Genomic DNA, 25,164 nt, shown 5'->3' on the forward strand with positions numbered 1-25,164 from the left:
AGGGATGGTATTTATGTGTATGAGTTTGTCGGTTATGAGTGTTTAATGTGGTTGATGCGTATCAGACAGCAGTTGTTTATGCGAATAAGGCGTTGCAACGTTTTAGAGCGGAGAACGTCTATAAATTGTTGACTATCGCTATGTTTTATTTGAAGGAAAATTGATTTCTGAGAGGTTTTAGGATAAAAGGGTTATAAATCATTCAGACGATTTGCACGGTGCTTTTTACAGTGTTAAAATGAAGGGTGAACTAAATGAGGATGTGACGTATATGCTTGGCGTATTGAATAAAATGTTTGATCCGAATAAAAGAGATTTGAAACGTCTTGAAAAGATTGCAGATTCGGTTGAAGCGCTTGCAGAAGAAATGGAGCGTTTAACTGATGAGCAATTGAAGGAGAAGACCGCTGAGTTCCAAGAGCGGGTTGCAGGAGGCACTTCACTTGATGATATTCAAGCAGAGGCTTTTGCAGTAGTGCGTGAAGCTTCACGCCGTGTATTGGGGATGTATCCATTCCGTGTTCAAATTATGGGTGCAGCCGCTTTGCATGAAGGGAATATCGCGGAAATGAAAACCGGGGAAGGTAAGACGTTGACGTCTACTCTTTCGGTTTATTTGAATGCGCTTGAAGGAAAAGGCGTCCATGTCGTCACGGTGAACGAATATTTGGCGAGCCGTGACGCGAATGAGATGGGCGAGCTTTTTGAGTTTTTAGGATTAACGGTTGGATTGAATTTAAATAGTTTATCAAAAGAAGAGAAGCGTGAAGCCTATCAGGCCGATGTGACGTATACGACGAACAATGAGCTGGGGTTCGACTATTTGCGTGACAATATGGTTTTGTATGAAGAACATAAAGTGCAACGACCACTGCATTATGCAGTAATTGACGAGGTTGACTCCATTTTGATCGATGAAGCGCGTACGCCATTGATCATTTCGGGGCAAGCAGCGAAATCGGCGGAGCTATATGGATTAGCGAACCGATTTGTTGCGACGTTGAAAAAAGAAGAAGATTACTCATATGATGAGTCGACAAAAGGCGTTGTTTTGACGGAATCTGGAATTGAGAAAGCTGAAAAAGCTTTCGGCATTGAGAACTTGTTCGATTTGAAGCACGTAACATTGAACCATGCAATCAACCAGTCATTGAAAGCACATGCAAGTATGCATATCGATGTTGATTATGTCGTTCAAGAGGGCGAAGTAGTGATCGTCGATTCATTCACCGGACGTCTCATGAAAGGTCGTCGTTATAGCGATGGGCTTCACCAAGCGATAGAGGCGAAAGAAGGTTTGGAAGTTCAAAATGAGACGATGACGCTTGCAACGATTACGTTCCAAAACTTTTTCCGTATGTACGATAAGCTTGCCGGCATGACTGGTACAGCGAAGACGGAGGAGGAAGAGTTCCGTAATATTTATAATATGAATGTAATTGCAGTGCCGACAAATCGTCCGATTGCACGTGATGACCGTCCTGATTTGATTTACGCAACGATGGATGGAAAGTATAAAGCGGTTGCCGAAGATATTAGGGATCGCCATAAAAAAGGCCAACCAGTTCTTGTCGGAACAGTCGCAATTGAAACGTCCGAAATCATTTCAAACTTCTTGAAAAAGTATGGAATTCCGCATAATGTATTGAATGCGAAAAACCATGGTAGAGAAGCCGAAATTATTTTACAAGCAGGTCAAAAGGGTGCAGTGACAATTGCGACGAACATGGCGGGCCGTGGTACGGATATTAAATTAGGTGATGGTGTTAAAGAACTTGGCGGCCTTGCGGTTATTGGCACAGAGCGCCATGAATCGCGCCGGATCGATAATCAGCTTCGCGGTCGTTCTGGGCGTCAAGGAGATCCAGGTGTAACACAGTTTTATTTGTCTCTTGAAGATGAATTGATGCGCCGATTCGGTTCAGAGCAGATGAAAAATATGATGACGAAATTAGGTATGGATGATTCCACGCCGATTCAATCGAAAATGGTAACACGCTCCGTTGAGTCAGCTCAGAAACGGGTTGAAGGGAACAACTTTGATTCTCGGAAACGGTTGCTGCAATACGACGATGTCCTTCGCCAACAGCGTGAAATTATTTATAAAGAGCGAAATGAAGTGTTGGCATCTGAAAATGTCCGTCCAATATTGGAAGGGATGTTGGAAAATGTCATTGAACGGGCAGTTGCAATGCATGCGCCTGATGGTGAAAAAGACTGGAGCCTGAAAGGTCTTGAAGATTTCTTAGGTGCGAATTTGCTGCCGGAAGGTACATTGACCGCAAAAGAAATGGAAGGCAAATCATCTGAGGAATTGATCGAATTGATCCGCCAAGCTGTTATGGAACGCTATGATGAGAAAGAAGAGGAAATGTCCGATGAGCGCATGCGTGAATTCGAGAAAGTCGTCCTTTTACGAGCAATTGATACGAAATGGACTGATCATATCGATGCGATGGATCAATTGCGCCACGGTATCCATTTACGTGCTTATGGTCAAACAGATCCGCTTCGTGAGTATCAGTCTGAAGGCTTCGCTATGTTTGAAGATATGGTAATGGCGATTGAGAATGATGCTGCGAAATATGTAATGAAGGCAGAAATCCGCAACAACTTGGAGCGGGAAGAGGTTGCGAAGGGGCAAGCTGTCAATCCGAAAGAAGATGGTGAGAAAGTGGCGAAGAAGCCGATTCGTCGTAAGGTCAATATTGGCCGAAATGATCCATGTCCTTGCGGAAGCGGCAAAAAATATAAAAATTGTCATGGTAAAGGGTAATTTTTGCATTTCTAATAAATTATGATTGGACGCAAATGGTGCCATGTCATAAAATAAATTAGTGCATCTAATCCATCAGCCTGCGGAGCGATCTGCGGCTGATGGGTGTTTTATGTGACGTGGTTGCATTACTACTTTTCGCTTAGTAGGCTTCATCTCAAGTCAGCTTAAAATGTTTTTAACAGGAAAATTTTATTAAGGCAAATCGAACTCTACGTTGTTCTGACTTCATAACTTGTAATTATGCATGTGTGTCAGTCGGAGGAACCAATGCAGCTAAAATGGTGTAAAGGTGCCTTAATTTCTGCAAATGACGCAGAAATACGGCAAATCGAACTCTACGTTGTTCTGACTTCATAACTTGTAATTATGCATGTGTGCCAGTCGGAGGAACCAATGCAGCTAAAATGGTGTAAAGGTGCCTTAATTTCTGCAAATGACGCAGAAATTAAGGCAAATCGAACTCTACGTTGTTCTGACTTCATAACTTGTAATTATGCATGTGTGTCAGTCGGAGGAACCAATGCAACTAAAATGGTGTAAAGGTGCCTTAATTTCTGCAAATGACGCAGAAATACGGCAAATCGAACTCTACGTTGTTCGATTCTCAATTTGATTTTATTTCAGGAGGAAATTATTATGATGGAATTATCCGATGTTCGCAATGAACTCGACAAAACAGCTAAGAAATTAGCGGACTTCAGGGGGTCTCTTTGACTTAGAAAACAAAGAGGCAAGGATGCAGGAATTAGACGAGGTGATGTTGGAACCGGGATTTTGGGATGACCAAGATCGTGCGCAAAAAGTCATTTCGGAATCAAATGCTTTGAAAGCGTCGGTTGGTGCATTCAATGATTTGAATGCGACGCAGGAAAACTTGGAAATGACACTTGAGTTGCTTCGTGAAGAGGCTGATGAAGAGCTACAAGAGGAATTGGTATCCGAGTTGAAAGATTTCAAGAAAAAAATGGATGATTTCGATTTACAAATGTTGTTGAGCGATGAGTTTGACAGTAGTAATGCCGTTCTTGAAATTCATTCTGGAGCGGGAGGTACAGAGTCGCAGGATTGGGCTTCTATGTTGCTTCGTATGTATACAAGATGGGCTGAAGACCAAGGATATAAGGTTGAAACTCTTGATTATCAAGCGGGAGATGAAGCGGGCGTAAAGTCTGTCACACTTTCAATTAAAGGCCATAATGCGTATGGTTATTTGAAAGCTGAAAAAGGCGTTCATCGTTTAGTCCGAATTTCACCGTTTGACTCTTCAGGTCGCCGCCATACATCATTCTCTTCTGTGGAAGTAATGCCTGAGTTTGATGGGGATATTGATATTGAAATCCGTACTGAGGATTTGAAAATCGATACGTACCGTTCAAGTGGCGCGGGTGGACAGCACGTCAATACGACCGACTCAGCCGTTCGGATTACACATATTCCAACCGGTGCAATTGTGACCTGTCAAACGGAGCGTTCACAAATTAAAAACCGTGAACGGGCAATGAATTTATTGAAAGCAAAATTGTACCAAATCAAGGTTGAAGAAGAAGAAGCGCGTTTAGCTGAAATTCGTGGTGAACAGAAAGAAATCGGCTGGGGCAGCCAAATTCGTTCATACGTATTCCACCCGTATTCGATGGTTAAAGATCATAGGACAAACGAGGAAACGGGAAATGTTGGCGCTGTAATGGACGGAGAAATCGACATGTTCATTAATGCGTATCTACGCTCTAAAATATCTTGATTCGTTTAATGAAAACTATACATTAAAAAGTGCACTTCGGTGCGCTTTTTCTTTTTGGTAAAGGGTTTTAAATTTTCGTTTATGTGTATAGTAAAAGGTAAAGGCAATGCAGGAAAGATCAGTGCAAAGAAAAATAATCCACTTTGTCATCAATTTGATAAAATTGGATGCTTCTATGCAAGTGTTGTTTCCTCATGCTTTGATATAATTAAGGATGAAGTATTCATCATTTTTACGACAGGAGGAAGGAAAATGAAGAACAAGCTAGTAGCGGTAATGTTTGGTGCGGTGCTTGTACTTGGTGCATGTGGCGGTGGAAACAAAACCGACAACAACAATGCTGGTGGGGATACTGCAAGCGGCGTTGATGCGGATAAAGTATTCCAAGCAAACTGTGCGACTTGCCACGGAGGCAATCTTGAAGGACGCGGTAGTGCTCCTGCGCTTGCAAATGTCGGTTCGGAACTATCTGAGTCTGAAATCCATGATATTATCGAAAACGGTACGCCAAACGGCATGCCAGGTGGATTGATTTCCGGAGATGAATTGGACGCTGTTGCAAAATGGCTTGCTGAGAAAAAATAATTTCAGTAATGAAAACACAATGGGCTTCGGCCTATTGTGTTTTTTTATTTGGAAAAGGCAACAGGATAGTATGCTTCAGCGAGTTGTTTTATGCGTGTGGAAGAGTCTTTTGTAGGATATGCGTTTCTGAATCGAATGATGAGTGGCAGGTAGTCAATTTGCGTGTTTACTGTGCTTTATGGGTAAGAGGATGTTGTTTCAGCGTTAATTTAGAAATTTATGTGCTGTTTATTTCTGCTAAGAGGTGAAGTTTTGTCACTTCATGGAATTCTTTGCATTTTTGGAGGGTATTATGAAAATATTACAGAGGTTTAGGTTGTTTTGTAGGGATTTTTGGAGGTTTTTAGTTATTGGAATGAAGAAGACGGGACATTTGAAATATAACTGTAATACCTATTAGTCGTCAGCATGTTATAATATGATTGTCGGCTTTTGGAGAAACAATAATTATTCAGGTGGTTTTTACATGATTGTGATGAAAGATGTGTATAAAAAATACCCGAATGGTGTTGTTGCCGCGAATGGCATCAATGTCGAAATCGGTCGGGGAGAGTTTGTGTATGTTGTCGGGCCGAGCGGGGCAGGGAAATCGACGTTCATCAAGATGATGTATCGCGAAGAGTCACCGACTAGCGGTGATATTGTGATCAACGGAATTAATCTTGCAACGTTAAGGAATAAGCGTGTTCCATATTTGCGCAGGCAGATTGGTGTTGTGTTCCAAGACTTTAAACTGCTTCCTAAATTGAATGTTTACGAGAATGTGGCATTCGCATTGGAAGTGATTGAGGAGACGCCGAGCCAAATCCGCAAAAAGGTGAATGATGTATTGGGCCTTGTCGGATTGACACAGAAGGCGAGAATGTTTCCGAATGAATTGTCTGGAGGAGAACAGCAGCGTGTGTCCATCGCGCGTTCAATTGTGAACGTGCCTAAAGTTGTGATCGCAGATGAACCTACAGGGAACTTAGACCCGGATACTTCTTGGGAAATCATGAAAATATTTGAGCAAATTAATGCGCGTGGCACGACGATTGTCATGGCTACGCATAATAAAGAAATTGTAAATTCGAATCGTCACCGGGTTATCGTCGTTGAAGGCGGCATGATTACGCGGGATGAATATGAAGGGGTTTACGGCTATGAAGGTTAGGACGATGGGGCGGCATTTTCGGGAAAGCTTCAAGAGCCTCGGTAGAAATAGCTGGATGACGTTTGCCTCAGTTAGTGCTGTTACAGTGACGTTGCTATTAGTCGGTGTATTTATCGTCATTATGATGAACTTGAATCAGTTGGCGGACAACATCGAGAATGATGTGGAAATTAAAGTTATTGCTGAACCAGCTGCAGACGCTGAAGCAGTCAAGGTGCTTGAGAAGCAGGTAAGGGAAACGAAGGGTGTTTTGGAAGTCGTTTATTCCTCGAGGGATGAGGAATTGGACAAGATGATCGAGTCGTTTGGGGAAGAGCTGAATCTTTATAAGCAAAGCAATCCATTAGGGGACGCACTTTACGTAAAAGCTGAAGATCCGCATGAGACCGAGGCAATCGCCAAAAAAATTGATACATATGACAACACATATCAAGTCGTCTATGGCGAAGAAAAGGTCGAAAAACTGTTCAATGTGTTAAGTATGAGCCGAAATATCGGACTGGTCCTTATTTTGGCACTGTTGTTCACAGCTATGTTCTTAATATCAAATACGATTCGTCTGACGATTGTAGCACGCGGACGTGAAATTGAAATTATGAAATTAGTTGGCGCAACAAATAGTTTTGTAAGAATACCTTTCGTGTTGGAAGGAATATGGCTTGGCATTTTAGGAGCTATTTTGCCGATGATCATCATTTCAGTATCGTATTACGAATTGTATGAGCAATGGGAACCAAAGTTGCAAAATGAGCTGTTTCAACTGTTGAGTGCAACGCCTTTTATACTCCAAGTGAATGCGTTGCTGCTATTCATGGGTGTATTTATTGGAGTTTGGGGAAGTTTCATGTCAGTGCGCAAGTTTCTTAGAGCCTAACAGAAAACGTTTGAAGTCCTTCACTTATAATGTGTTGGTATGAATCAGTAAGAAAGCTTTTGTGAGATTTGGCATTGGGATAATAAGTCATACAGGACGAAAAGAGAAAAAGCTGAAGGGGGAACTATGAAGTTGAACAAGCGCAGATGGTTTTTGGCGAGCTTTGCTGTATTATTTTTAGTTATGTCACTTGCTGGCGAAACTAATGTATTGGCGAGTACACTTAATGATTTAAAGAATGAACAGAAGGCAGCGAAGGAAAAGAAAAATACTATTCAATCAAACATTCAAAAGAAGGATTCGGCAATTAAAGTCAATCAATCAAAAATTGAAACGATTATGGATCAAATTTTGAAATTGAATGCAGAGATCGAAGAAACGAACGCAAATATGAATCGTGTTATTAATAAAATCAACAAAACCAATGAAGAAATCGATGAATTGAAAGCTTCGATTGAAGATTTGGAACAAAAAATTGCTGAACGGGATGTCGTTCTTCGTGACCGCGTTCGGGCGATGCAAGTGAAAGGCGGACAAGTCAGTTATATAGACGTTCTATTAGGGGCTAATAGTTTTGCAGATTTCATAGACCGTTTTTCAGCTGTATCGACATTGATGGATGCAGACCGTGATATTATGCGCAAACAGCAAGAAGATATTGAGCAATTGGAAGAAGAGAAGGCGCTTGTCGAGAAAAAGCTGAAGCAACTTGAAGAGGACAAAGCAAAACTTGAAAGACTGAAAGCGAATCTTCAAGAAAAGAAAAAGGCAAAGGGCAAGTTGATCGATGAGTTAGAGGCTGAACAAGAGAAGCTTGCAAATGAAAAGAAAGTTTTAGAAGAAGAATTCCATGAGACGGTTGAAATCGAAGCCGAATTGGAGAAAAAGATCATTGCTGAGCAAAAACGCGCTGCGGAAGTTGCTCGTCGAGAAGCGGAGCGTAAACGTAAGGAAAGGGAAGCGGCTGCGGCAGCAAATCCTAATACACTTCCACCAGTATCGAGCGGGTTTTGGACGAGACCTGCGAATGGTCGATTCACCTCTTCATTTGGATGGCGGACACATCCAATCTATCATACGAAGAAACAACATCGGGGTGTAGATATTGCGAATTCCATCGGTACCCCTGTAATTGCGGCAGCTGATGGCGTTGTTTCGTATGCAGGGCGTATGGGAGGACTTGGAAATGTTATTATGATCACCCATTCGGTTGACGGTACAATTATGACGACTGCTTACGCTCATTTATCGAAAATCAATGTAAGTTCAGGACAAGTCGTAGATAAAGGACAGCATATTGGAGCAATTGGAACGACTGGTGCATCTACTGGCCCGCATCTCCATTTTGAAGTGCATATAGGAAACTGGACAGCTTCTGGTCCAAGCGCAGTCAATCCGTTGAGATATGTATCGTTTTAATATGTTTTTAGGTTTATAACATAATATGTTGCTTAGAAGGTTGTTATATCTGCTTTCTAAGCAGCTTTTTTATTGCAACAGAAAAGCAGTTTCCTCGCAATTTAGGAGTCGTTCCTATACCATAGCAAGTATATGGGGAAAGGATATATATAATGGACGTTACAACTTTTTATACAATTGGTAGCTTTACATTTCCTTCTTCCTGGGCAGCAATCATTGTCGCTTTCATTGTGGCATATATTGCTATCCGGATATGGTATGGAAAGCAGCATGCTGTACGTTTAGCTGATGCTTTTTTTTATGTAATCATAGTATGGAAGCTGTCAGTTGTTCTTTTAGACTTTAAAATGATTTTGCGTGCTCCTTTAGGGATCGTATATTTTAATGGCGGGATTGCAGGATTTGTGCTATCTCTTTTATTTGTCATGGTGAAGACGTGGATTGATTGGCATAAGGGCAAGTTGGCTCATGGAGGAATCGAGGCAATGCTAGTTGGCTCGTTCATTGCGCAATCCGTATTTCAAGTAATAGTCGTTTTGTTAAATAAAGGAAGCTTGAGTTTGTTCCTATTGACAATTATGCTGTTCACAGCAAGTTTAATTTATATAATAAAAGGTTTGAGAAAAACGAGTCGGATACCATTAATTTGGTTGTTCGTAGCTGTCCATTTGTTCCTGTCTGCATTTATGCCGCAAGGATTACATAATTTTTCATTGCATGTTACTGTCATGATTGCTGTTTTCTTTTCATTTCTTATTTGGAATGAAGAACGAAAACTTAAGATAAAGGGGGAATCATTTTGAAAAAAACGATTGGCTACGTGATCGCTGGACTTATTATCGGTACGATGATCGTTTTAATGGTGAAATCGAATTTGGAAAAACCAGAACCGATTGATACGGCGCTTACATCAGTAGACGGAGCGGTTTCATTAGGTGATAATGAAGCTGAAGTGGATGCCGGTTTAGGGCAAGGTGATGTGCCGCCGGATTTTGAGTTGACGACGATTGATGGTGAAGTTGTGAAACTATCCGACCTTCAAGGAAAAAAAGTCATTTTAAATTTCTGGGCAACTTGGTGTCCGCCGTGCAAGGCAGAAATGCCACATATGCAAAATTACTATCAAAATAACAAAGATGAGGAAAACGTTGAAATCATTGCTGTTAATATAACAGGTAGCGAGTCAAGAGGCGTAAAGGCCGTTCAAGAATTTGCCGAGTCATACGGATTAACGTTCCCGATTCCTTTGGATGATAAAGGGAAGATTGAAGAACTGTACCAGGTGTACTATTTGCCAACGACTTATATGCTTGAAACCGACGGCCGGATTGCTAATAAGATAGTCGGTCCAATGGATGAAAGAACGATCGAGCAACTTGTAGAAAACTTAGATTAAGAAAAGCCGGATTTCTGTAGTCGTAACAAACTGACTTCATTCATATAGTGGATGGAGGAGGGGTGTTCACATTGCGCAGAAGCCGGTTTTTCTTATTTTTGAGTTTAGCGGCATTGGCAACAGTAGTGTTCATTATTTTGGATGGCTGTTCAGCTAACGGGGAGAGAAAAGTTGGTCAAACTGAGAAAGCTTCGTTTCCTGTCATCAATGAAGCGTACGGTATAATTCAGGAAAATGCGGTATACCCGGTTGAAGGGGACATGCTGATTGAAGGGGCGTTGCGCGGCATGGCTGACGTAATTGGCGATCCGTATTCGACGTATTTATCCGAAGAGGAAGCGGCGTCTCATCGTGAATCGTTGGCAGGGGAGAAAGTCGGAATTGGAGCGGAAATTACCCGTTCTGGCAATAAGTACATTATTGTAGCGCCTGTTAAAGGATCGCCAGCGGAAAAAGCTGGTTTGCAGCCATATGATGAAATTGTACGGATTAACGGAGAAGCATTAGGTGGTTTATCGCTACAAGATGTTGTGAAGAAGATTCGCGGAAAAGAAGGAACAGCAGTTTCGATGACAATTTATCGGCCAGATTTAGGAAAGCATCTTGAATTAAAAGTTTTGCGTGAAGTGATGCCTGTAAAAACAGTGCAAGCGGAATTGATGGAAGAGAGGGGCCAAAAGTTCGGTTACATAGCGTTATCGATGTTCGGTGATGAAAGTGCTAAGGAGTGGAAAAAAGCGACGGATGAGTTGATTGTCGGTGGGGCTGAGGCGCTTTTAGTCGATTTGCGGGGCAATCCGGGAGGCTATTTGCGAGCTGTCGGTGAAATTGCGGGCAGTTTATTGGAAGATGATACAGTTTTCGCGTATATGCAAGATCCTCGTGGAATGTTGACACCACTTGTTACGGGCCCTTCTGAAGAGTTTCAATATGATCCGAAATTAAAGAAAATGCCAATAGTCATTTTGCAAGATAAAGGAAGCGCTTCAGCGAGCGAAGTGCTGTCCGGAGCGATGAAGGATTTGCGTAGAGGGTTTATTATCGGCAATATGAGTTTTGGGAAAGGAACTGTGCAAGATACGATGGAGCTATCCAATGGTGGGGAGATGAAGCTGTCGACCCATAAATGGTTGACGCCGAAAGAGAAGTGGATCCATGGCAAAGGTGTCGAAGCCGATTTGGAAACCGAACAGAATAAATTGTTTACGGAGCATATTCGCTTTTCAACGGAAGTATATTCTGTAGGCGACTATCACGATGATATTGCGTATGCTCAAAGGTTGTTGTCCGGTTTAGGATATACGATAGATCGTGAAGATGGTTATTTTGATGAATCAACAGCTCTTGCTGTACATGATTTCAGAGTGGAATCGCAGGTGGAAGAAGATAGTATTATGGATCGGAAGTTTTTTGGTGCATTACGAGAGAAAGTGGAGGCATATCGGAATGATCGTAAAAATGATAAACAATTACAAGTTGCAGTCGGCTATATGCATCATTTGTTAAGTGGTGATTGAAGTGTGAATAGTGGAATGAAACCTTTTGTAGGCTAACAACTTACAAAAGGTTTTTTGTATATGATGAGGAGGGAAATTATGCGGTGGTGAAACTGAACTATGCGTTTTTGTTGATCGTTTTGCGTTTCTGAAACGAATTATGAGTTGAACAGTGGAGTAATGCGTTAATGGAATATGCGTTTTTGTTGATCGTTTTGCGTTTTTGAAATGAATTATGAGTTGAACAGTGGAGTAATGCGTTTTTGGAATGGAATATGCGTCTTTGTTGATCGTTTTGCGTTTCTGAAATGATTTATGAGTTAAAGAGTGGAGTAATGCGTTAATGGAATGGAATATGCGTTTTTGTTGATCGTTTTGCGTTTTTGAAATGAATTATGAGTTGAACAGTGGAGTAATGCGTTTATGGAATGGAAAATGCGTCTTTGTTGATCGTTTTGCGTTTCTGAAATGATTTATGAGTTAAAGAGTGGAGTAATGCATTAATGGAATGGACTATGCGTTTTTGTTGATCGTTTTGCGTTTTTGAAATGAATTATGAGTAGAACAGTGGAGTAATGCGTTAATGGAATGGACTATGCGTCTTTGTTGATCGTTTTGCGTTTTTGAAACGAATTATGAGTTGAACAGTGGAGTAATGCGTTAATGGAATGGACTATGCGTTTTTGTTGATCGTTTTGCGTTTTTGAAATGAATTATGAGTAGAAGAGGGGGGTTATACGCTTTCAAATTGACGTATACGTTTTTGTTTACCGTTATACGTTTATGAGACGATATATGCGTTTTTTCACTATGTTCTATGTGGATCGGATTATTTTTGTGCAGTTGTTCCATTTATGGGTGTTGATTTGATACAATATAGGATAATAGTTTTCGGGGATTGGATGGTGTTGGAGGATGAATGAAAGTGTCTTATTGGAGCTATTGAAGGCGGTTGCACTGTTTTTTCTGAATCCATTATGGTTAGTGGCAATTTTCGCTGCGATCGGTTTAGGATATTTTCGGGTGAAGCGGGAGCGGCGCAGCTTCTTAGTCCGTTTGCTACCGGGTTTGACGGAGTTGAAACGACTGTTATCAGAGTCTTATATCCATGCAATTGTATTGTCCGTGTTCATTTCCGGTATTGGATTGACGGTTGATATTGGTTGGATTGTTGTGTTTTCAGCAATTGCGCTATTATTGATGTGTACTTTTTATTATCAGATCACCTCTCCGATCTATGCTGTAGCGATTGCGTTTTTTGGATTATATGGCATGCAATATTTTGGGCAGAATTTTGCGTTCCGTGGTTGGTCGTTAAACGACATGGATTTCTTCGGGGAATTGGCAGTGACAATTCCGATTATCGGAGGTTTGTTATTAGTTGCGGAAGGGCTGTTAATTCAAAAACGGGCTGATAAATATTCTTCGCCTTATTTGGTTAATACGAAGAGGGGCTTGCGAGCAGCGGCTTTTAAGTTGAAGCGGCTTTGGCTATTGCCAGTCGTATTTTTAGTACCGGGTGACTTGATTTCCGGCTACGCACCGTATTGGCCACAGTTCACTTTAGGGGCGACTGCTTTCAGTTTTGTTCCGGTTCCAGTCATTATCGGATTTTCGCAAGTCGCTAGAGGGAGTTTTCCGGATGTTTTATTTCCTAAAATGGGACGAGTTATTTGGATTGTCGGTTTAGCTGTCGCGGCGGTAGGAATTGGGGCAATATGGATGCCGATATTAGGCTGGGCAGCTTTACTGATTGGTGTTGTTTGCAGGATTGTTATTACCGTCGTCATTGCGGTACGTGAACGGAAAGGGCATTATGTTGTGTCGCCGCAATCTTCCGGTGTCATCATCGCTGGCATTTTACCTGAGTCTCCTGGAGAAAAGTTGGGGCTTATGTTAGGCGAGTGTATTCGTGCGGTGAATGGCATACAAGTATCTAATGAAAAAGAATTGTACGACGCGATTCAAGTGAACGCGGCCCATTGCCGCTTGCAGGTAATTGGACGGGATGGAGAGGTAAGGCTTATGCAGCAAGTGCTTTATCGCCATGATCATCACCGGTTAGGTTTATTAGTAGTACGATAATCCGGGAAGGGTGTAGGAAATGGATCTTGCAACGTTGGAAACGAAGCTTTTGCTCGCCTTGTTTTTACCCGGTTTATTAGTCATATTTTTCACTCGGGTGACGTTTCACCATATTGTCGGCCTCACATTGACAATTGCGCTCATTGCGGCATCTGTATATGCAGGCTATACACATAATTGGATTCTGTATGTGGCAGATGCAGCATCGCTTACAGTAGGTTTTTGGTATGCGACGCGCATGGTGAAAAAGGCAAGAAAGCATGGAAAGCAAGAAGAAGGCTGAAAATGAAATAAAGTGAAGCTGAAAATACACGTCACCCTTAAAGGAGGGGACGTGTATTTTTATAGAAAAAATAAACTATAAACGGATAGGACTCCAATTGTTCCTAATACGACCGACATGACACCACCGCCGAAAATAGCGATAAGGAATGCAGTGGCGGTTCCGATGATGCCGAAAAGTAGATTACCTTCTTGAACGAAAATAATTGCAGGGAAAATTAATGCACCTAAAACGGCATAAGGAATATTGCGTAAGACACCGCTAACAATTGGGGGCAATTCTTTGCCATCCAAAAATGTCAATGGAATCATTCGTGGAATGTATGTTACGAGCATCATGCCGAATAACATGAACCAATATGTAGCTCCCATCAGTTTGCTTCCTCCTTTTCTTTGAAGGCAAAACTATGTTTCTTTTGATGTTTCGAGTAAATCATTTCTATGAATATAGCTGAGAATAGTGTAGAGATTAATATGGCCCATCCTGTCGAAAGTGACGTCATATAAAGAAGGGAATGGACGAATGCGGCAGTGCCTGCCAGCATAACAACTTTTCGGTTTCCTTTCATGGAAGGCACTAGCAGACCGACAAACATGGCATATAAGGCGATTGACATCGCAGCTTGCAAAAACTGCGGCAAGTTTGCGCCTACGATATGGCCTACGATCGTGAAGAAAACCCAGCTAAAGTAACCGATTAGTAAGGTACCAAATGCGAATGATGTTGAGATTTTGTTTTCTTTCCTTGTCGCTAACATTGAAAATGACTCGTCTGTTACGAAAAATGCATAGATTGCTTTCACCCATTTTGGAGCGCTTTGCATCTTTTCGTTCAGCGATGCCGTCATAAGAAAGTGACGGATGTTGACGATGAATGTATTCATGACGATTAAAAGCGGATCGACTCCAAAAGAGATTAGGTTAAGAGCGATGTATTGGGAAGCCCCTGCAAAGACGAGCAGACTCATTGCAGTCGTTTCAATGAGGGAGAGACCAGTCGTTTTAGCCAATAATCCGAATGTAAGTGCTACAGGAAAATAGCCGATGGCAATGCTCATGCCTGCTTTCATTCCTGAAAGAAATTGATTTTTCATCATTATGTCACATCTTTCTGAGCGATATGAATGAAATTATACTATATTTTTACGAATAGGTGGTATTCTATTAAGGGAAAAGGGAATATTTAAAATAGGCATTCTATGTATAACAGTACCTATCTTTTTATAAATTGTTTGTCGTTGTAGATTGGATTGTGATTTGGTAAGGGTGTGAAAGCATGAATGAATGGTTAAATGTTGATAAAGTAATTGAATTGGCAGAGCAATATAAGGCGTTAGGTCCGTTTATTGGATTGTTATTGCCTTTCATAGAGTCGTTTTTGCCATTTCTCCCGTTATTCGTTTTTGTATTTGCGAATGCAGGAGCTTACGGATTATGGTATGGGTTCATATTATCATGGGCGGGAACTGTAGCAGGTTCTTATGCCGTGTTTTTAATTATACGGAAATATGGGCGAAAACGTTTATTGCGTTTTTTGACAAGGCATGCTCGCGTGCAGCAATTGATCCACTGGGTGGAAAGGAACGGTTTTGGACCGCTGTTCATATTGATCTGTTTTCCATTTACACCGTCAGCGTTAGTGAACTTAGTAGCGGGCTTATCGAATATGAAGAAGAAAAATTACTTAATGATTCTTATGGCCGGAAAGTTTGTTATGATTTTTACCATTAGTTACATCGGAAACGATTTGAAGGCGCTTTTAACAAAACCAATTCGGACAGGCGTCGTCATCGGGATTATCGTTCTATTATGGCTCATCGGAAAATGGTTTGAGAAACGGATCGATAAGCGGGTTGAAGAGGAATCAAGCACGATGTATAAACAGGACGAATAAATCGGGATATTTATTGGAAAACATGTTGTGCTCTAAGAGAAAAGAAGAATGTCCTTTCATGGGCTTTTGTTGAGTCATCAGTCGGTTAGATGATAAGTTCGAGCAGTGATGTGGAGACATCGAGCGATTGGATGTTAGGTTCGGGCAGTTTATCGGAGGAATCGAAGGATTGAGAAGATGGTTCTATCGGTTAAGTAGGGGGATCGATCGGTTAAGTATTTGGCTGGACCGGTTTTGTCGAAAAGGACGCGGGCTGTCGGGAATTTTATTAGAATAGGGCTGCGCGCTGAATGCTTTTGACAAATTAAATGCTTTTCATATTTTGTTTGAGGCAATTATGCGCTTGTAACAGAAGTTGTGCGTTGTTCGCGTTTGTTTATGCGTATCTATGATTGTTTATGAGTGTGCTAAATATTTTATGCGTGCAGTAACGGGATTTATGAGCATGGGTAGGCATATATGCGTTGTTCGCGATTGTTTAGCGTATTTATTAGTGTTTATGAGTGCGCAAAATAATTTATGCGTGCAGTAACAGGATTTATGAGCATGAGGACGCATATATGCGTTGTTCGCGATTGTATATGCGTATTTATGATTGTTTATGAGTGAGCAAAATAATTTATGCGTGCAAAAACAGGATTTATGAGCATGGGTATGCATATATGCGTTGTTCGCGTTTGTTTATATGTATTTATTAGTGTTTATGAGTGAGCAAAATAATTTATGCGTCTTTTACGGTATTTATGCGCCTGTATTGGGAATTATGCGTTTTTCGGACCTACTTATACTTGGGTTGTAGGTTTATTATCGTATAGAAGATGAGACAAGTAGATATTGGATACAGTGAAAAGGTTTCTGTCTTCTTCATCTTTCGGTACAATGAAAGAAAGGAAGATAGGGATTTTTTTACTTAATTTAGCAAAAAAGCTTACGAATAAATTGCAGAAGAAATGCTATTGTAACGTTCGGTAGATTGTATTCGAGGGAACGGTTCCATGGAGCCGATTTTATAGACTGCAGGAACGGTGTACATTTTCATGCGATAGGGCATGCTTGGAAGGAGTGAGTACAGTGTCTTTACGGTTTGTTACAGGCCGGTCGGGTACTGGCAAGACGACGTTTATTGAACAGGAAATTGCAGAGAATTTACAACATGATCCATTAGGGCCTCCAGTCGTTTTGATCGTTCCAGATCAAATGTCGTTTTCAATGGAGCATAGCTTGTCCGTGAATTTTGGATTGAATGGGTTAATCCGGGCACAGGTGTCGACGTTTAAACGACTTGCATGGCGGGTGTTGCAGGAGACAGGGGGCATTACTCGCAAAGAGGTGGATGGATTCGGTTATCGGATGCTTGTGAGAAGCGTGCTGGAAGAAAACCGCGATGATTTAAAGCTGTTCAAACAAGCTGCCAATAAAAGAGGATTTACAGAGAAAATCGGTGACTTGATGAAGGAGTTTAGCCGCTACTGTTTAGATGAAGCTTCTTTGATTGGCTTGCAATCAGATTTGAAAGAGGCGGGAGCACCGCGCACTTTGCAAGATAAGGTGAGTGACCTTTCTTTATTGCAAAGGAAAATTGAAGAGCGGTTAGGTGCGTCATATGTTGATTCGGAAGGGCATTTGGCTTTGTTGGCTTCTCAAATAAAATATTCGGAACTTATTGCAGAAGCCGACGTATATATAGATGGTTTTGAAAGTTTTACAGCGAGAGAGTACGAGATTATTACGGAACTGATGAAGCATTGTAAACGATTGACGGTTGTTTTGCCGATGGAATCCGATTTGTCGGGGCATGCGGATCATGAGTTGTTTTTCAACCCGGTACGCACGTCGATGCGTTTGCAGGAAATTGCGCGCTTGGAGGCCGTTGAAGTGGAAGAAAGGATTCATTTCAATGAAACGCTGCGTTTTCGTAATGAAGAGCTTCGTCATTTCGAGCGGGAAATTGAAAATTACCCTGCGCAACCTCGAAAGTATGAAGGGGCAGTCCGTTTAATTGAAGCGACAGACCGTAGGGCAGAAGTGCATGCGGTTGCGCGCAAAATCCGTGAATTAGTTATGTCTGGGAAACGGTTTAAAGAAATCGCCATTCTTTATCGTCAGCCCGACAAATATGATGAGCTCATTGAGACGATTTTCGGACAGTATGATATTCCGGTGTTCATTAGCAGGAAAAAGCCTATGCTTCATCACCCGCTTATTGAATTTTCTCGTTCGGTACTGGAGGCTGTCACAGGTGGCTGGTCATACGAAGCGATATTCCGTGCTGTGAAGACGGATCTGTTTTTCCCGCATGGTGAGGATCGGCTCATTTGGCGAGAGCGAGCAGATCAGTTGGAGAACTACGTATTGGCGAACGGAATATATGGCAATCGTTGGTTCGATGATACGAGATGGCGTGTGAAGAAGTACCGTGGGCTTGAGAAGTTCACGCAAGTGCAGACGGACGAAGAGTTGGCATTTCAGAAAGAGCTGCATCGAATTCGCGATGTCATCCGTGTTCCGCTTGCGGAATTTGACGGGCGGCTGAAACGGGCGAAGCGGGGCCGTGAAGTTGCAGAAGCACTGTTTTTATTTATGGAATCTTTATCAATCTTCGATAAAATTGTAGATTTGCGGACTGCGGAGGAGCAAAGAGGACAACTGTTAAGTGCTACTGAACACGATCAAGCTTGGGATAATTATATTCATGTATTGGATCAGTTTGTGCTCATGTTTGGCGATCAGGAAATCGATCCAATAGATGCCGCCCGAATATTGGATGAAGGATTCGATACGCTGGAATTTACGCGCATTCCCCCTGCGGTAGATCAAGTGACGGTGACGACAATTGAATTGGCCAGCTTCATGGAAATTGACGTTAGTTTTGTGATCGGAGTGAATGACGGTGTGTTGCCGCAGCGTATTGAGCCGGAAGGAATCTTATCTGATGCTGATCGGGAATGGTTCAACAAAAGTGGATTGGAATTGGCACCATCTGCCAAAATGAAACTTATGGACGAGGCGTATATGGCGTATCGGGCATTTACTGCTTCTCGGGAAGAATTGTATATTTCCTATCCGATCGCAGATGAGGAAGGGAAATCGTTATTACCATCATTTTATATCCCTCGAGTCCAACAGTTGCTGTTAGGTATTGAGTTGGAAATGGTTGTGTCGGATCCATCCGAATTACCGGATAACCGAGCGGAATCAGAGTACATTATACATCCTCGGACGGCATTGCCTTATTTGTCAATGAAGCTGAGAGAAGCGGAGCAGGGCGGTGCACTACCTGCCGAGTGGAGAGCGGTTCACTCTTACTATGAAGAGGACCCGTTATGGTCTTCTGTGTTGCAGTACATAACGAAGCCTATAATGGAGCGGAATAAAACGGAGCGGCTGATGCCCAATCTGACGGAAGGCTTGTATGGTTCGTCATTCGTGTCGAGCGTTTCAAGGGTAGAGTCGTATTATAGCTGTCCTTTCCAGCATTACGCGACGTATGGGCTAGGCTTGCGGGAAAGACAGGAATATACGTTAGAGGCACCTTCTATTGGTGATTTGTTCCACGCGGCATTGAAATGGATTTCGGATGAAGTGATCCGAACGGGAAAATCTTGGACGCAACTGACGAAAGCGGAATGCTTTGGTTTGGCAAAAGATGCAATGGAACAGATTGCGCCTGCTTTTTTCAATCGGATACTACTATCAACGAGCCGCTATCATTATATTCGACGAAAATTGACGCACATTTTGCAGCGGACCATTTTTGCTATAAGCAATCAAGCGACTTCAAGTGTATTCAAGCCGGTTGCAATTGAAGCGTCATTTGGACCTAATGAGCCTTTGCCTTCATTGGATATCCCGCTGCGCCGTGGGAAGGAAATGCGTTTAAGCGGCAGAATTGATAGAGTGGATGCTACGGAAATCAATGGCAAAAAGTATGTGCGAATTGTCGATTATAAATCTTCTGCGAAGGCATTGGATTTGTCGGATGTTTATTACGGAATTTCGTTGCAAATGCTCACTTATTTGGATGTAGCTGTTGAAAATGCGGAGCAATGGATCGGCTTTAAGGCAGATCCTGCTGGTGTTCTTTATTTGCATATCCATAATCCGATGATCCGCACTGAAATGGAACTGACTGAGGAATTAATTGAAAAAGAACTGTTGAAATCATATAAAATGCGTGGTTATTTGTTGGACAATCAAGACGTAGTTATGGGTATGGACGCAAATATCGGCAAAACTTCCACAATCGTGCCTGCTGCGTTGAAGACGGACGGATCATTTACTAAAGCGTCTAAAGTATTGTCTACGGACGATTTGCAAGTCGTTCGGAAGTTTGTAAGACATCGCCATCGGCAGGCGGGAGATGGGATGCTTGCAGGAGATGCCCGCGTGCTTCCATATAAATTGAAAGACCGGATGCCATGCGAGTTCTGTTCGTATCGTTCCGTTTGCCAGTTCGACCCGTCGGACCCGGCGCAAACGTACAGACAATATGAATCGTTAAATCCGGAAGAGTCACTTGCAAAAATGAGGAAGGATGTGTTGGATGATGGACATTCCGATTAAGCCCGCAGACGTGACGTTTACGGACGCGCAGTGGAAAGCGATTTGGGCGAGCGGAAAGGACATCCTTGTTTCTGCAGCAGCCGGGTCGGGCAAGACGAAAGTGTTGATCACCCGGATGATTGAGAAAGTGTTGAATGAAAAAAATCCAATTGACGTCGACGAGCTGTTAGTCGTTACGTTTACAAATGCTGCGGCTGCCGAAATGCGCCATAGAATGGCGGAAGCTTTGGAAGAGGCGATTGCGACCAATCCGGAATCGGTCCATTTGAGAAGGCAATTGAGCTTATTGAATAAAGCACAAATTTCTACGCTTCATTCTTTCTGTTTAAACGTTGTTAGGCAATACGCTTATTTGATCGATATCGATCCGGGCTTCCGCATCGCGGATACGACGGAGGCCGCTTTGCTGCGTGATGATGTCATCGGTGAAGTGTTAGAAGAGGCATATGACGCACCAGATCCAGAGGCGATGTACAGACTTGCGGACAGCTTCACATCAGATCGAAATGACCAGTCGATCGAAACCCTCATCGACCGGCTATACGATTATTCAAGAGTTCATCCATCACCTGAAAAATGGCTGAGGATGATTCCGGAAGAGTATAACATTGCTGAAGATGCCGAAATAGAAGATTTGGCATTTATCGGTCCGTTGAAGACAGCCATTCGCCATTCTTTGGAAGAAGCAATTGCATTGTCAAAGGATATGCAGAGAATCGCAATGATGCCGGAAGGTCCAGAGCCTTTAATTGCAACTGCGGAAGCCGACTTGCTTTGGTTAAATGAAGCGCGCCGCCGGATTATGGAAGGTACATGGGAAGAGACATACACCTTCTTTCATTCATTAACGTGGGTAAAAGCGGGAACAATCCGGAAAAACAGCTGTGATGAAGATTTGGCGAAACGTGCTAAAAATTTGCGTGATACGGTGAAGAAGCTTGTAAATGCATTGAAAGAATCGTATTTCACGAGAACGCCGAAACGTTTATTGGATGAAATTCGATTGATGGCCCCTGCAATGGAAACGTTAATCGAATTAGTGATCGATTTTGGTAAGCGGTATGAGCAAGTGAAAACCGATCGTGGGCTCATCGATTTTTCCGATTTGGAGCATTTCGCCCTTCGAATATTATCTAAAGAGCAGGATGGGAAGCTATTGCCGTCAGACGTTGCACTCGATTATTTGAATCGTTTTGCGGAAGTGCTTGTCGATGAATACCAAGATACGAATTTGCTGCAGGAAGCAATTATTCAATTGGTGAAACGGGGCGGAGAAGCTGACGGGAATTTGTTCATGGTAGGGGATGTAAAGCAATCGATCTATCGTTTCCGATTAGCAGAACCGGGATTGTTTTTAGGGAAATACAATCGTTTTACAACAGAAGGTTCGAACGGTCTGAAAATCGACTTGAATGCAAATTTCCGAAGCCGCAAAGAAGTGTTGGATGCGACGAATTTCGTTTTTTCTCAAGTAATGGGCGAGCGGGTCGGAGAAATTGATTATGATGAAGCGGCGGCTTTGAAATACGGTGCGCGTTATCCTGAAAAAGAAGTTGCTGCCGGGCTGACATTGTTGTATGAGCCTGATGAGGAAGAGTTCGTCGAAGAAGCGGATGAATTGACAGGGCAAAGTTTGAAAAGCTCACAAGCGGAAGCAAGATATATGATCCGCAAAATTAAGGAATGGATGGCTTCTGGCGCGGAGGTGACGGATGCATTTACTGAACGCAAAAGGCCTTTGGAATATAGGGACATCGTCATTTTAATGCGCTCGATGACATGGTCTGGGGAGATTGCCGAAGAGTTCAAGTTAGCGGGCATTCCGATTTATGCAGAAGTATCCAAAGGCTATTTTGAAGCTATTGAAGTAATGATTATGTTGAACACTTTGCGTGTTATCGATAATCCTTACCAAGATATTCCGCTTGCCTCCGTCTTGCGCGCGCCGTTTGTCGGTATGACGGAAAATGAGTTGGCGCAAATCCGTTTAGCCGATAAAAACAAATCCTTTTACGAAGCGTTAAAAGCGTTCATGGCAAAGGGAGGATCGGGCGTAGCTCCCGAAACGCAAAGGAAGTTGCAAAGGTTTTTCATCATGTTTGAAGACTGGCGCAATTTATCAAGAAGAGGATCGTTGGCTGACTTAATTTGGCAAGTGTACACGGATACGCATTATTATGAAATGGTAGGTGCGATGCCGAATGGCAAGCAGCGACAAGCGAATTTGCGTGCGTTGCATGATCGGGCGATTGACTATGAGAAGACGTCTTTCCGGGGGCTGTTCCGGTTTTTGCGTTTCATCGATCGGATGCAAAAGCGCGGCGATGATCTAGGGGCAGCGAGATTTGTCAGTGAAACAGAAGATGTCGTTCGTATGATGACGATCCATTCATCGAAAGGTTTGGAGTTCCCTTACGTTTTCATTGCGGGAGCCGGCAGACAGTTCAATAAGATGGATTTTAATGAACCGTATTTATTTGACCAGCATTTCGGTTTAGCAGTGAAAGCGATCGATCCGGAATTGCGGGTCACCTACACATCCCTTCCTTTTTTAGCAATGAAAGAGAAAAAGGAATTGGAAATGCGTTCAGAAGAAATGCGAATTTTGTACGTTGCAATGACGAGGGCAAAAGAGCATCTTGAGTTGGTTGCGACTGTTAAGGACATTGAGAAGACGATCGGCAAATGGCAAGATGCCCAGCTGTTAGAGCCGGATGAAATGCTGCCAGAGTATACACGCTCCAAAGCGAACGGCTATTTGGACTGGATCGGTCCAGCAGTTGCACGGCATAGGGATTTCATGAAGTTCGGCATGATGGACGGCGGCAAAGTAATCGATGATCCTTCGACATGGTCATTAGCGGCTTATCCTATTACGCATTTCATGGCAGATACAAATATAGTTGAGGATGCGGAGCAGGAAGTACATTCATCCGTAGATGATTTGTTGAATGAACCTGTTGACGAGCAATGGGCGGCTGAAGTGAAAAAGCGGTTTGATTTCGTTTATCCATATATGGCTTCCGTGGCGAAGCGATCGAAGCAAACCGTTAGCGAATTAAAGCGGCTTTCTTTATTGAATGATGAACCTGATTTCGACGATTGGTTCACAACGAAAGATGATGAAGTGAGTTCGCCTTATTTGCATGATCGTCCGGCATTCATGCAGCAACGTACATTATCAGCTGCAGAGATTGGGACGGCGATGCATACGGTTATGCAACATATTGATTTGAAGCATATACCGAATGTTCGGGAAGTGGAGTCTTTTGTTTCTGACCTTGAAATACGGCAGCTGCTCACTGCTGAGGAAGCGAATGCGGTAAGGTCAAATTCGATTGTGCAATTTTTCCATACGCCGATCTTCTCTAGACTGCAGAAATCAGAACATGTGCTTAGAGAGGCGCCGTTTACGTATGCGTATGATGGAGATAACGGTGATCATCAAATTTTGCAAGGGATCGCTGATTGTCTGTTCAAGGAGAAAGATGGATGGGTATTGCTTGATTATAAAACAGACCATATACGGGGGCGTTTCAAGTCGGAAGACGAATTGCAGCAGGAGATGCAACGAAGGTACGGCGTTCAAATGAGCCTTTATAAGAAGGCGATAGAGGCAATTACCCGAATCCACATTAAAGAGATGGTGCTCTATTTGTTTGACGGAGAAAAGACTGTGCATGTTCAGGAGGAATCGATTTGACTTTATTACCGACAACAACGAAGGAGCGTATTGAGTCGTTGGATATGCTGAGGGGCTTTGCACTCCTTGGCATCTTCATCGCGAATATGCTTACCTTCCATACACCTTATTTTTATATTGATCCGCATTCTTGGTTTACGATACCGAGCGATGTTGAATTGTATAAATGGATCAATGTATTTGTGGAAGCAAGTTTTTATCCGATTTTCGCGATGCTGTTCGGCTATGGACTGAATATGCAATATGAAAAAGCAAAACGGAATGGAAAGCCGTTTGCACCAATTATGGCAAAGCGACTTGCGATATTAATGGGATTTGGTCTCATCCATGCGATTTTCGTATGGTCTGGCGATATTTTGTTTACGTATGCTGTGATGGGTTTCATCATGATTGCTGCCATTCGCATACCCAAAAAATGGCTGTTGCCAATCGCTTTCATCATTTATTTAATTCCAACGGCCCTCCTCATTGTAGGGGTTTTGCTCATTGAAAAGGTGAGTCCAGGGGAATTGATGGATGGCTATGTTGATATACAGCAAATTGAATTGGCCATTTCGGCTTATGCACACGGAACATACGGTGAGGCACTCATCTTCCGGACGTTCGAATGGTTAATGTTTGGTTTAACGAGTGCGGTCATGGGTGTCTTTATGATTTTGCCACTCATTATGATTGGGGCTTGGTTTTCGAAAGCGAAATTATTTGAACGAGCTGGAGAATGGAAAGCAAGGATTTCAATCGTGACGGTTATTGCTTTAATCGCAGGTTTCTTCATTAAATATATCCCTTATATGACGGATACGACACAATCCAATCAATTATTGCAACAGCTCATCGGTGGACCAATATTGGCGATCGGCTATGGGGGAATGATTATATTGCTTTGCCAGCTGACTTTTTTCCGGACAGTTTTCCGACCGGTCGCAAAAGCTGGAAGAATGTCATTGACAACGTATTTGACCCAGTCAATCGTTGCTACGATCATTTTCTATGGCTACGGTTTTGGTCTTTACGGAAAAGTAGATTTGGAAACTGGCATGATGATTGCTATAGGCATTTTTGTTCTGCAAGTCATTTTCGCTGAATTGTGGCTCATGAAATTCAAGATGGGACCATTCGAATGGATTTGGAGAAAAGGAACGTATGGGAAAAACGTTATGAAAAAAGAAGGATAAGAGACAGTTTTGTAGAATG

18 protein-coding genes are annotated in these 25,164 nt (G+C 42.5%); 16 read left to right on the forward strand and 2 right to left on the reverse strand.

The genetic code is table 11. The features are described 5' to 3' along the window. Nucleotides 1-271 precede the first annotated feature (271 nt). From secA to WFH04_RS00410, 11 genes are all read left to right on the forward strand, one after another. On the forward strand, nt 272-2,776 hold the full coding sequence (gene secA / locus WFH04_RS00360; protein WP_336822056.1) for a preprotein translocase subunit SecA: 2,505 nt from the start codon (nt 272-274) through the stop codon (nt 2,774-2,776). Nucleotides 2,777-3,418: 642 nt separating this feature from the next. Further along, nucleotides 3,419-4,520, forward strand: a protein-coding gene (gene prfB, locus WFH04_RS00365) for a peptide chain release factor 2 (RefSeq protein WP_336822180.1) whose coding sequence is annotated in 2 segments (ribosomal slippage) — nt 3,419-3,490 and nt 3,492-4,520 — 1,101 coding nt in all. Because the reading frame shifts where the segments join, the coding sequence is not laid out codon by codon here. Nucleotides 4,521-4,772: 252 nt separating this feature from the next. Then, complete coding sequence (gene cccB, locus WFH04_RS00370) at nt 4,773-5,105, forward strand: cytochrome c551 (RefSeq protein ID WP_336822057.1); 333 nt, start codon at nt 4,773-4,775, stop codon at nt 5,103-5,105. A 466-nt stretch (nt 5,106-5,571) separates the two neighbouring features. Beyond that, nucleotides 5,572-6,258 carry a cell division ATP-binding protein FtsE gene (ftsE, locus tag WFH04_RS00375; protein WP_336822058.1) on the forward strand — a complete coding sequence of 229 codons (687 nt, stop codon included), beginning with the start codon at nt 5,572-5,574 and terminating at the stop codon, nt 6,256-6,258. Then, the gene (gene ftsX, locus WFH04_RS00380) at nt 6,248-7,132 is read left to right on the forward strand and encodes a permease-like cell division protein FtsX (protein ID WP_336822059.1); all 885 of its coding nucleotides are present in this window, start codon (nt 6,248-6,250) and stop codon (nt 7,130-7,132) included. Before ftsE ends, ftsX begins: the two co-directional genes overlap by 11 nt. A gap of 126 nt (nt 7,133-7,258) precedes the next feature. Then, on the forward strand, nt 7,259-8,551 hold the full coding sequence (locus WFH04_RS00385; RefSeq protein ID WP_336822060.1) for a murein hydrolase activator EnvC family protein: 1,293 nt from the start codon (nt 7,259-7,261) through the stop codon (nt 8,549-8,551). A 152-nt stretch (nt 8,552-8,703) separates the two neighbouring features. Further along, nucleotides 8,704-9,354, forward strand: coding sequence for a hypothetical protein (locus tag WFH04_RS00390; protein ID WP_336822061.1), 651 nt, complete (start codon nt 8,704-8,706; stop codon nt 9,352-9,354). Next, the gene (locus tag WFH04_RS00395) at nt 9,351-9,947 is read left to right on the forward strand and encodes a redoxin domain-containing protein (RefSeq protein WP_336822062.1); all 597 of its coding nucleotides are present in this window, start codon (nt 9,351-9,353) and stop codon (nt 9,945-9,947) included. Before WFH04_RS00390 ends, WFH04_RS00395 begins: the two co-directional genes overlap by 4 nt. Before the next feature lie 71 nt (nt 9,948-10,018). Continuing rightward, nucleotides 10,019-11,464, forward strand: coding sequence for a S41 family peptidase (locus tag WFH04_RS00400; protein ID WP_381482344.1), 1,446 nt, complete (start codon nt 10,019-10,021; stop codon nt 11,462-11,464). A gap of 894 nt (nt 11,465-12,358) precedes the next feature. Further along, the gene (locus WFH04_RS00405; RefSeq protein WP_336822064.1) at nt 12,359-13,528 is read left to right on the forward strand and encodes a PDZ domain-containing protein; all 1,170 of its coding nucleotides are present in this window, start codon (nt 12,359-12,361) and stop codon (nt 13,526-13,528) included. 19 nt (nt 13,529-13,547) lie between these two features. Next, nucleotides 13,548-13,811 (forward strand): CsbA family protein, encoded by a 264-nt coding sequence (locus WFH04_RS00410; protein WP_336822065.1) that lies wholly within the window; start codon nt 13,548-13,550, stop codon nt 13,809-13,811. Nucleotides 13,812-13,870: 59 nt separating this feature from the next. Here WFH04_RS00410 and WFH04_RS00415 read toward each other — a convergent pair whose 3' ends face one another. Together WFH04_RS00415 and WFH04_RS00420 are read right to left on the reverse strand one after the other, a co-directional pair. Beyond that, nucleotides 13,871-14,182 carry an AzlD domain-containing protein gene (locus tag WFH04_RS00415; RefSeq protein WP_336822066.1) on the reverse strand — a complete coding sequence of 104 codons (312 nt, stop codon included), beginning with the start codon at nt 14,180-14,182 and terminating at the stop codon, nt 13,871-13,873. Then, nucleotides 14,182-14,907 (reverse strand): AzlC family ABC transporter permease, encoded by a 726-nt coding sequence (locus WFH04_RS00420; protein WP_336822067.1) that lies wholly within the window; start codon nt 14,905-14,907, stop codon nt 14,182-14,184. The genes WFH04_RS00415 and WFH04_RS00420 overlap by 1 nt, the downstream gene beginning before the upstream one ends. Before the next feature lie 179 nt (nt 14,908-15,086). On the opposite strand from WFH04_RS00420, the gene WFH04_RS00425 reads away from it, so the two are divergent. The 5 genes from WFH04_RS00425 (at nt 15,087) to WFH04_RS00445 (ending at nt 25,145) form a co-directional block, all read left to right on the forward strand. After that, nucleotides 15,087-15,704 (forward strand): TVP38/TMEM64 family protein, encoded by a 618-nt coding sequence (locus WFH04_RS00425; RefSeq protein ID WP_336822068.1) that lies wholly within the window; start codon nt 15,087-15,089, stop codon nt 15,702-15,704. Nucleotides 15,705-15,831: 127 nt separating this feature from the next. Next, complete coding sequence (locus WFH04_RS00430) at nt 15,832-15,981, forward strand: hypothetical protein (protein ID WP_336822069.1); 150 nt, start codon at nt 15,832-15,834, stop codon at nt 15,979-15,981. Nucleotides 15,982-16,775: 794 nt separating this feature from the next. Beyond that, on the forward strand, nt 16,776-20,267 hold the full coding sequence (gene addB / locus WFH04_RS00435; protein ID WP_336822070.1) for a helicase-exonuclease AddAB subunit AddB: 3,492 nt from the start codon (nt 16,776-16,778) through the stop codon (nt 20,265-20,267). Then, nucleotides 20,251-23,970 (forward strand): helicase-exonuclease AddAB subunit AddA, encoded by a 3,720-nt coding sequence (gene addA / locus WFH04_RS00440; RefSeq protein ID WP_336822071.1) that lies wholly within the window; start codon nt 20,251-20,253, stop codon nt 23,968-23,970. Before addB ends, addA begins: the two co-directional genes overlap by 17 nt. Beyond that, complete coding sequence (locus WFH04_RS00445) at nt 23,967-25,145, forward strand: DUF418 domain-containing protein (protein ID WP_336822072.1); 1,179 nt, start codon at nt 23,967-23,969, stop codon at nt 25,143-25,145. Before addA ends, WFH04_RS00445 begins: the two co-directional genes overlap by 4 nt. The last annotated feature ends 19 nt before the right edge of the window (nt 25,146-25,164 follow it).

Source organism: Sporosarcina sp. USHLN248, from assembly GCF_037144575.1.
Classification (GTDB): Bacteria; Bacillota; Bacilli; order Bacillales_A; family Planococcaceae; genus Sporosarcina; species Sporosarcina contaminans.

Coding starts and splice junctions, on each gene's coding strand:
- secA (WP_336822056.1), top strand. CDS start 272: ATGCTTGGCGTATTGAATAAAATGTTTGATCCGAATAAAAGAGATTTG.
- cccB (WP_336822057.1), top strand. CDS start 4,773: ATGAAGAACAAGCTAGTAGCGGTAATGTTTGGTGCGGTGCTTGTACTT.
- ftsE (WP_336822058.1), top strand. CDS start 5,572: ATGATTGTGATGAAAGATGTGTATAAAAAATACCCGAATGGTGTTGTT.
- ftsX (WP_336822059.1), top strand. CDS start 6,248: ATGAAGGTTAGGACGATGGGGCGGCATTTTCGGGAAAGCTTCAAGAGC.
- WFH04_RS00385 (WP_336822060.1), top strand. CDS start 7,259: ATGAAGTTGAACAAGCGCAGATGGTTTTTGGCGAGCTTTGCTGTATTA.
- WFH04_RS00390 (WP_336822061.1), top strand. CDS start 8,704: ATGGACGTTACAACTTTTTATACAATTGGTAGCTTTACATTTCCTTCT.
- WFH04_RS00405 (WP_336822064.1), top strand. CDS start 12,359: ATGAATGAAAGTGTCTTATTGGAGCTATTGAAGGCGGTTGCACTGTTT.
- WFH04_RS00410 (WP_336822065.1), top strand. CDS start 13,548: ATGGATCTTGCAACGTTGGAAACGAAGCTTTTGCTCGCCTTGTTTTTA.
- WFH04_RS00415 (WP_336822066.1), bottom strand. CDS start 14,182: ATGGGAGCTACATATTGGTTCATGTTATTCGGCATGATGCTCGTAACA.
- WFH04_RS00420 (WP_336822067.1), bottom strand. CDS start 14,907: ATGATGAAAAATCAATTTCTTTCAGGAATGAAAGCAGGCATGAGCATT.
- WFH04_RS00425 (WP_336822068.1), top strand. CDS start 15,087: ATGAATGAATGGTTAAATGTTGATAAAGTAATTGAATTGGCAGAGCAA.
- addA (WP_336822071.1), top strand. CDS start 20,251: ATGGACATTCCGATTAAGCCCGCAGACGTGACGTTTACGGACGCGCAG.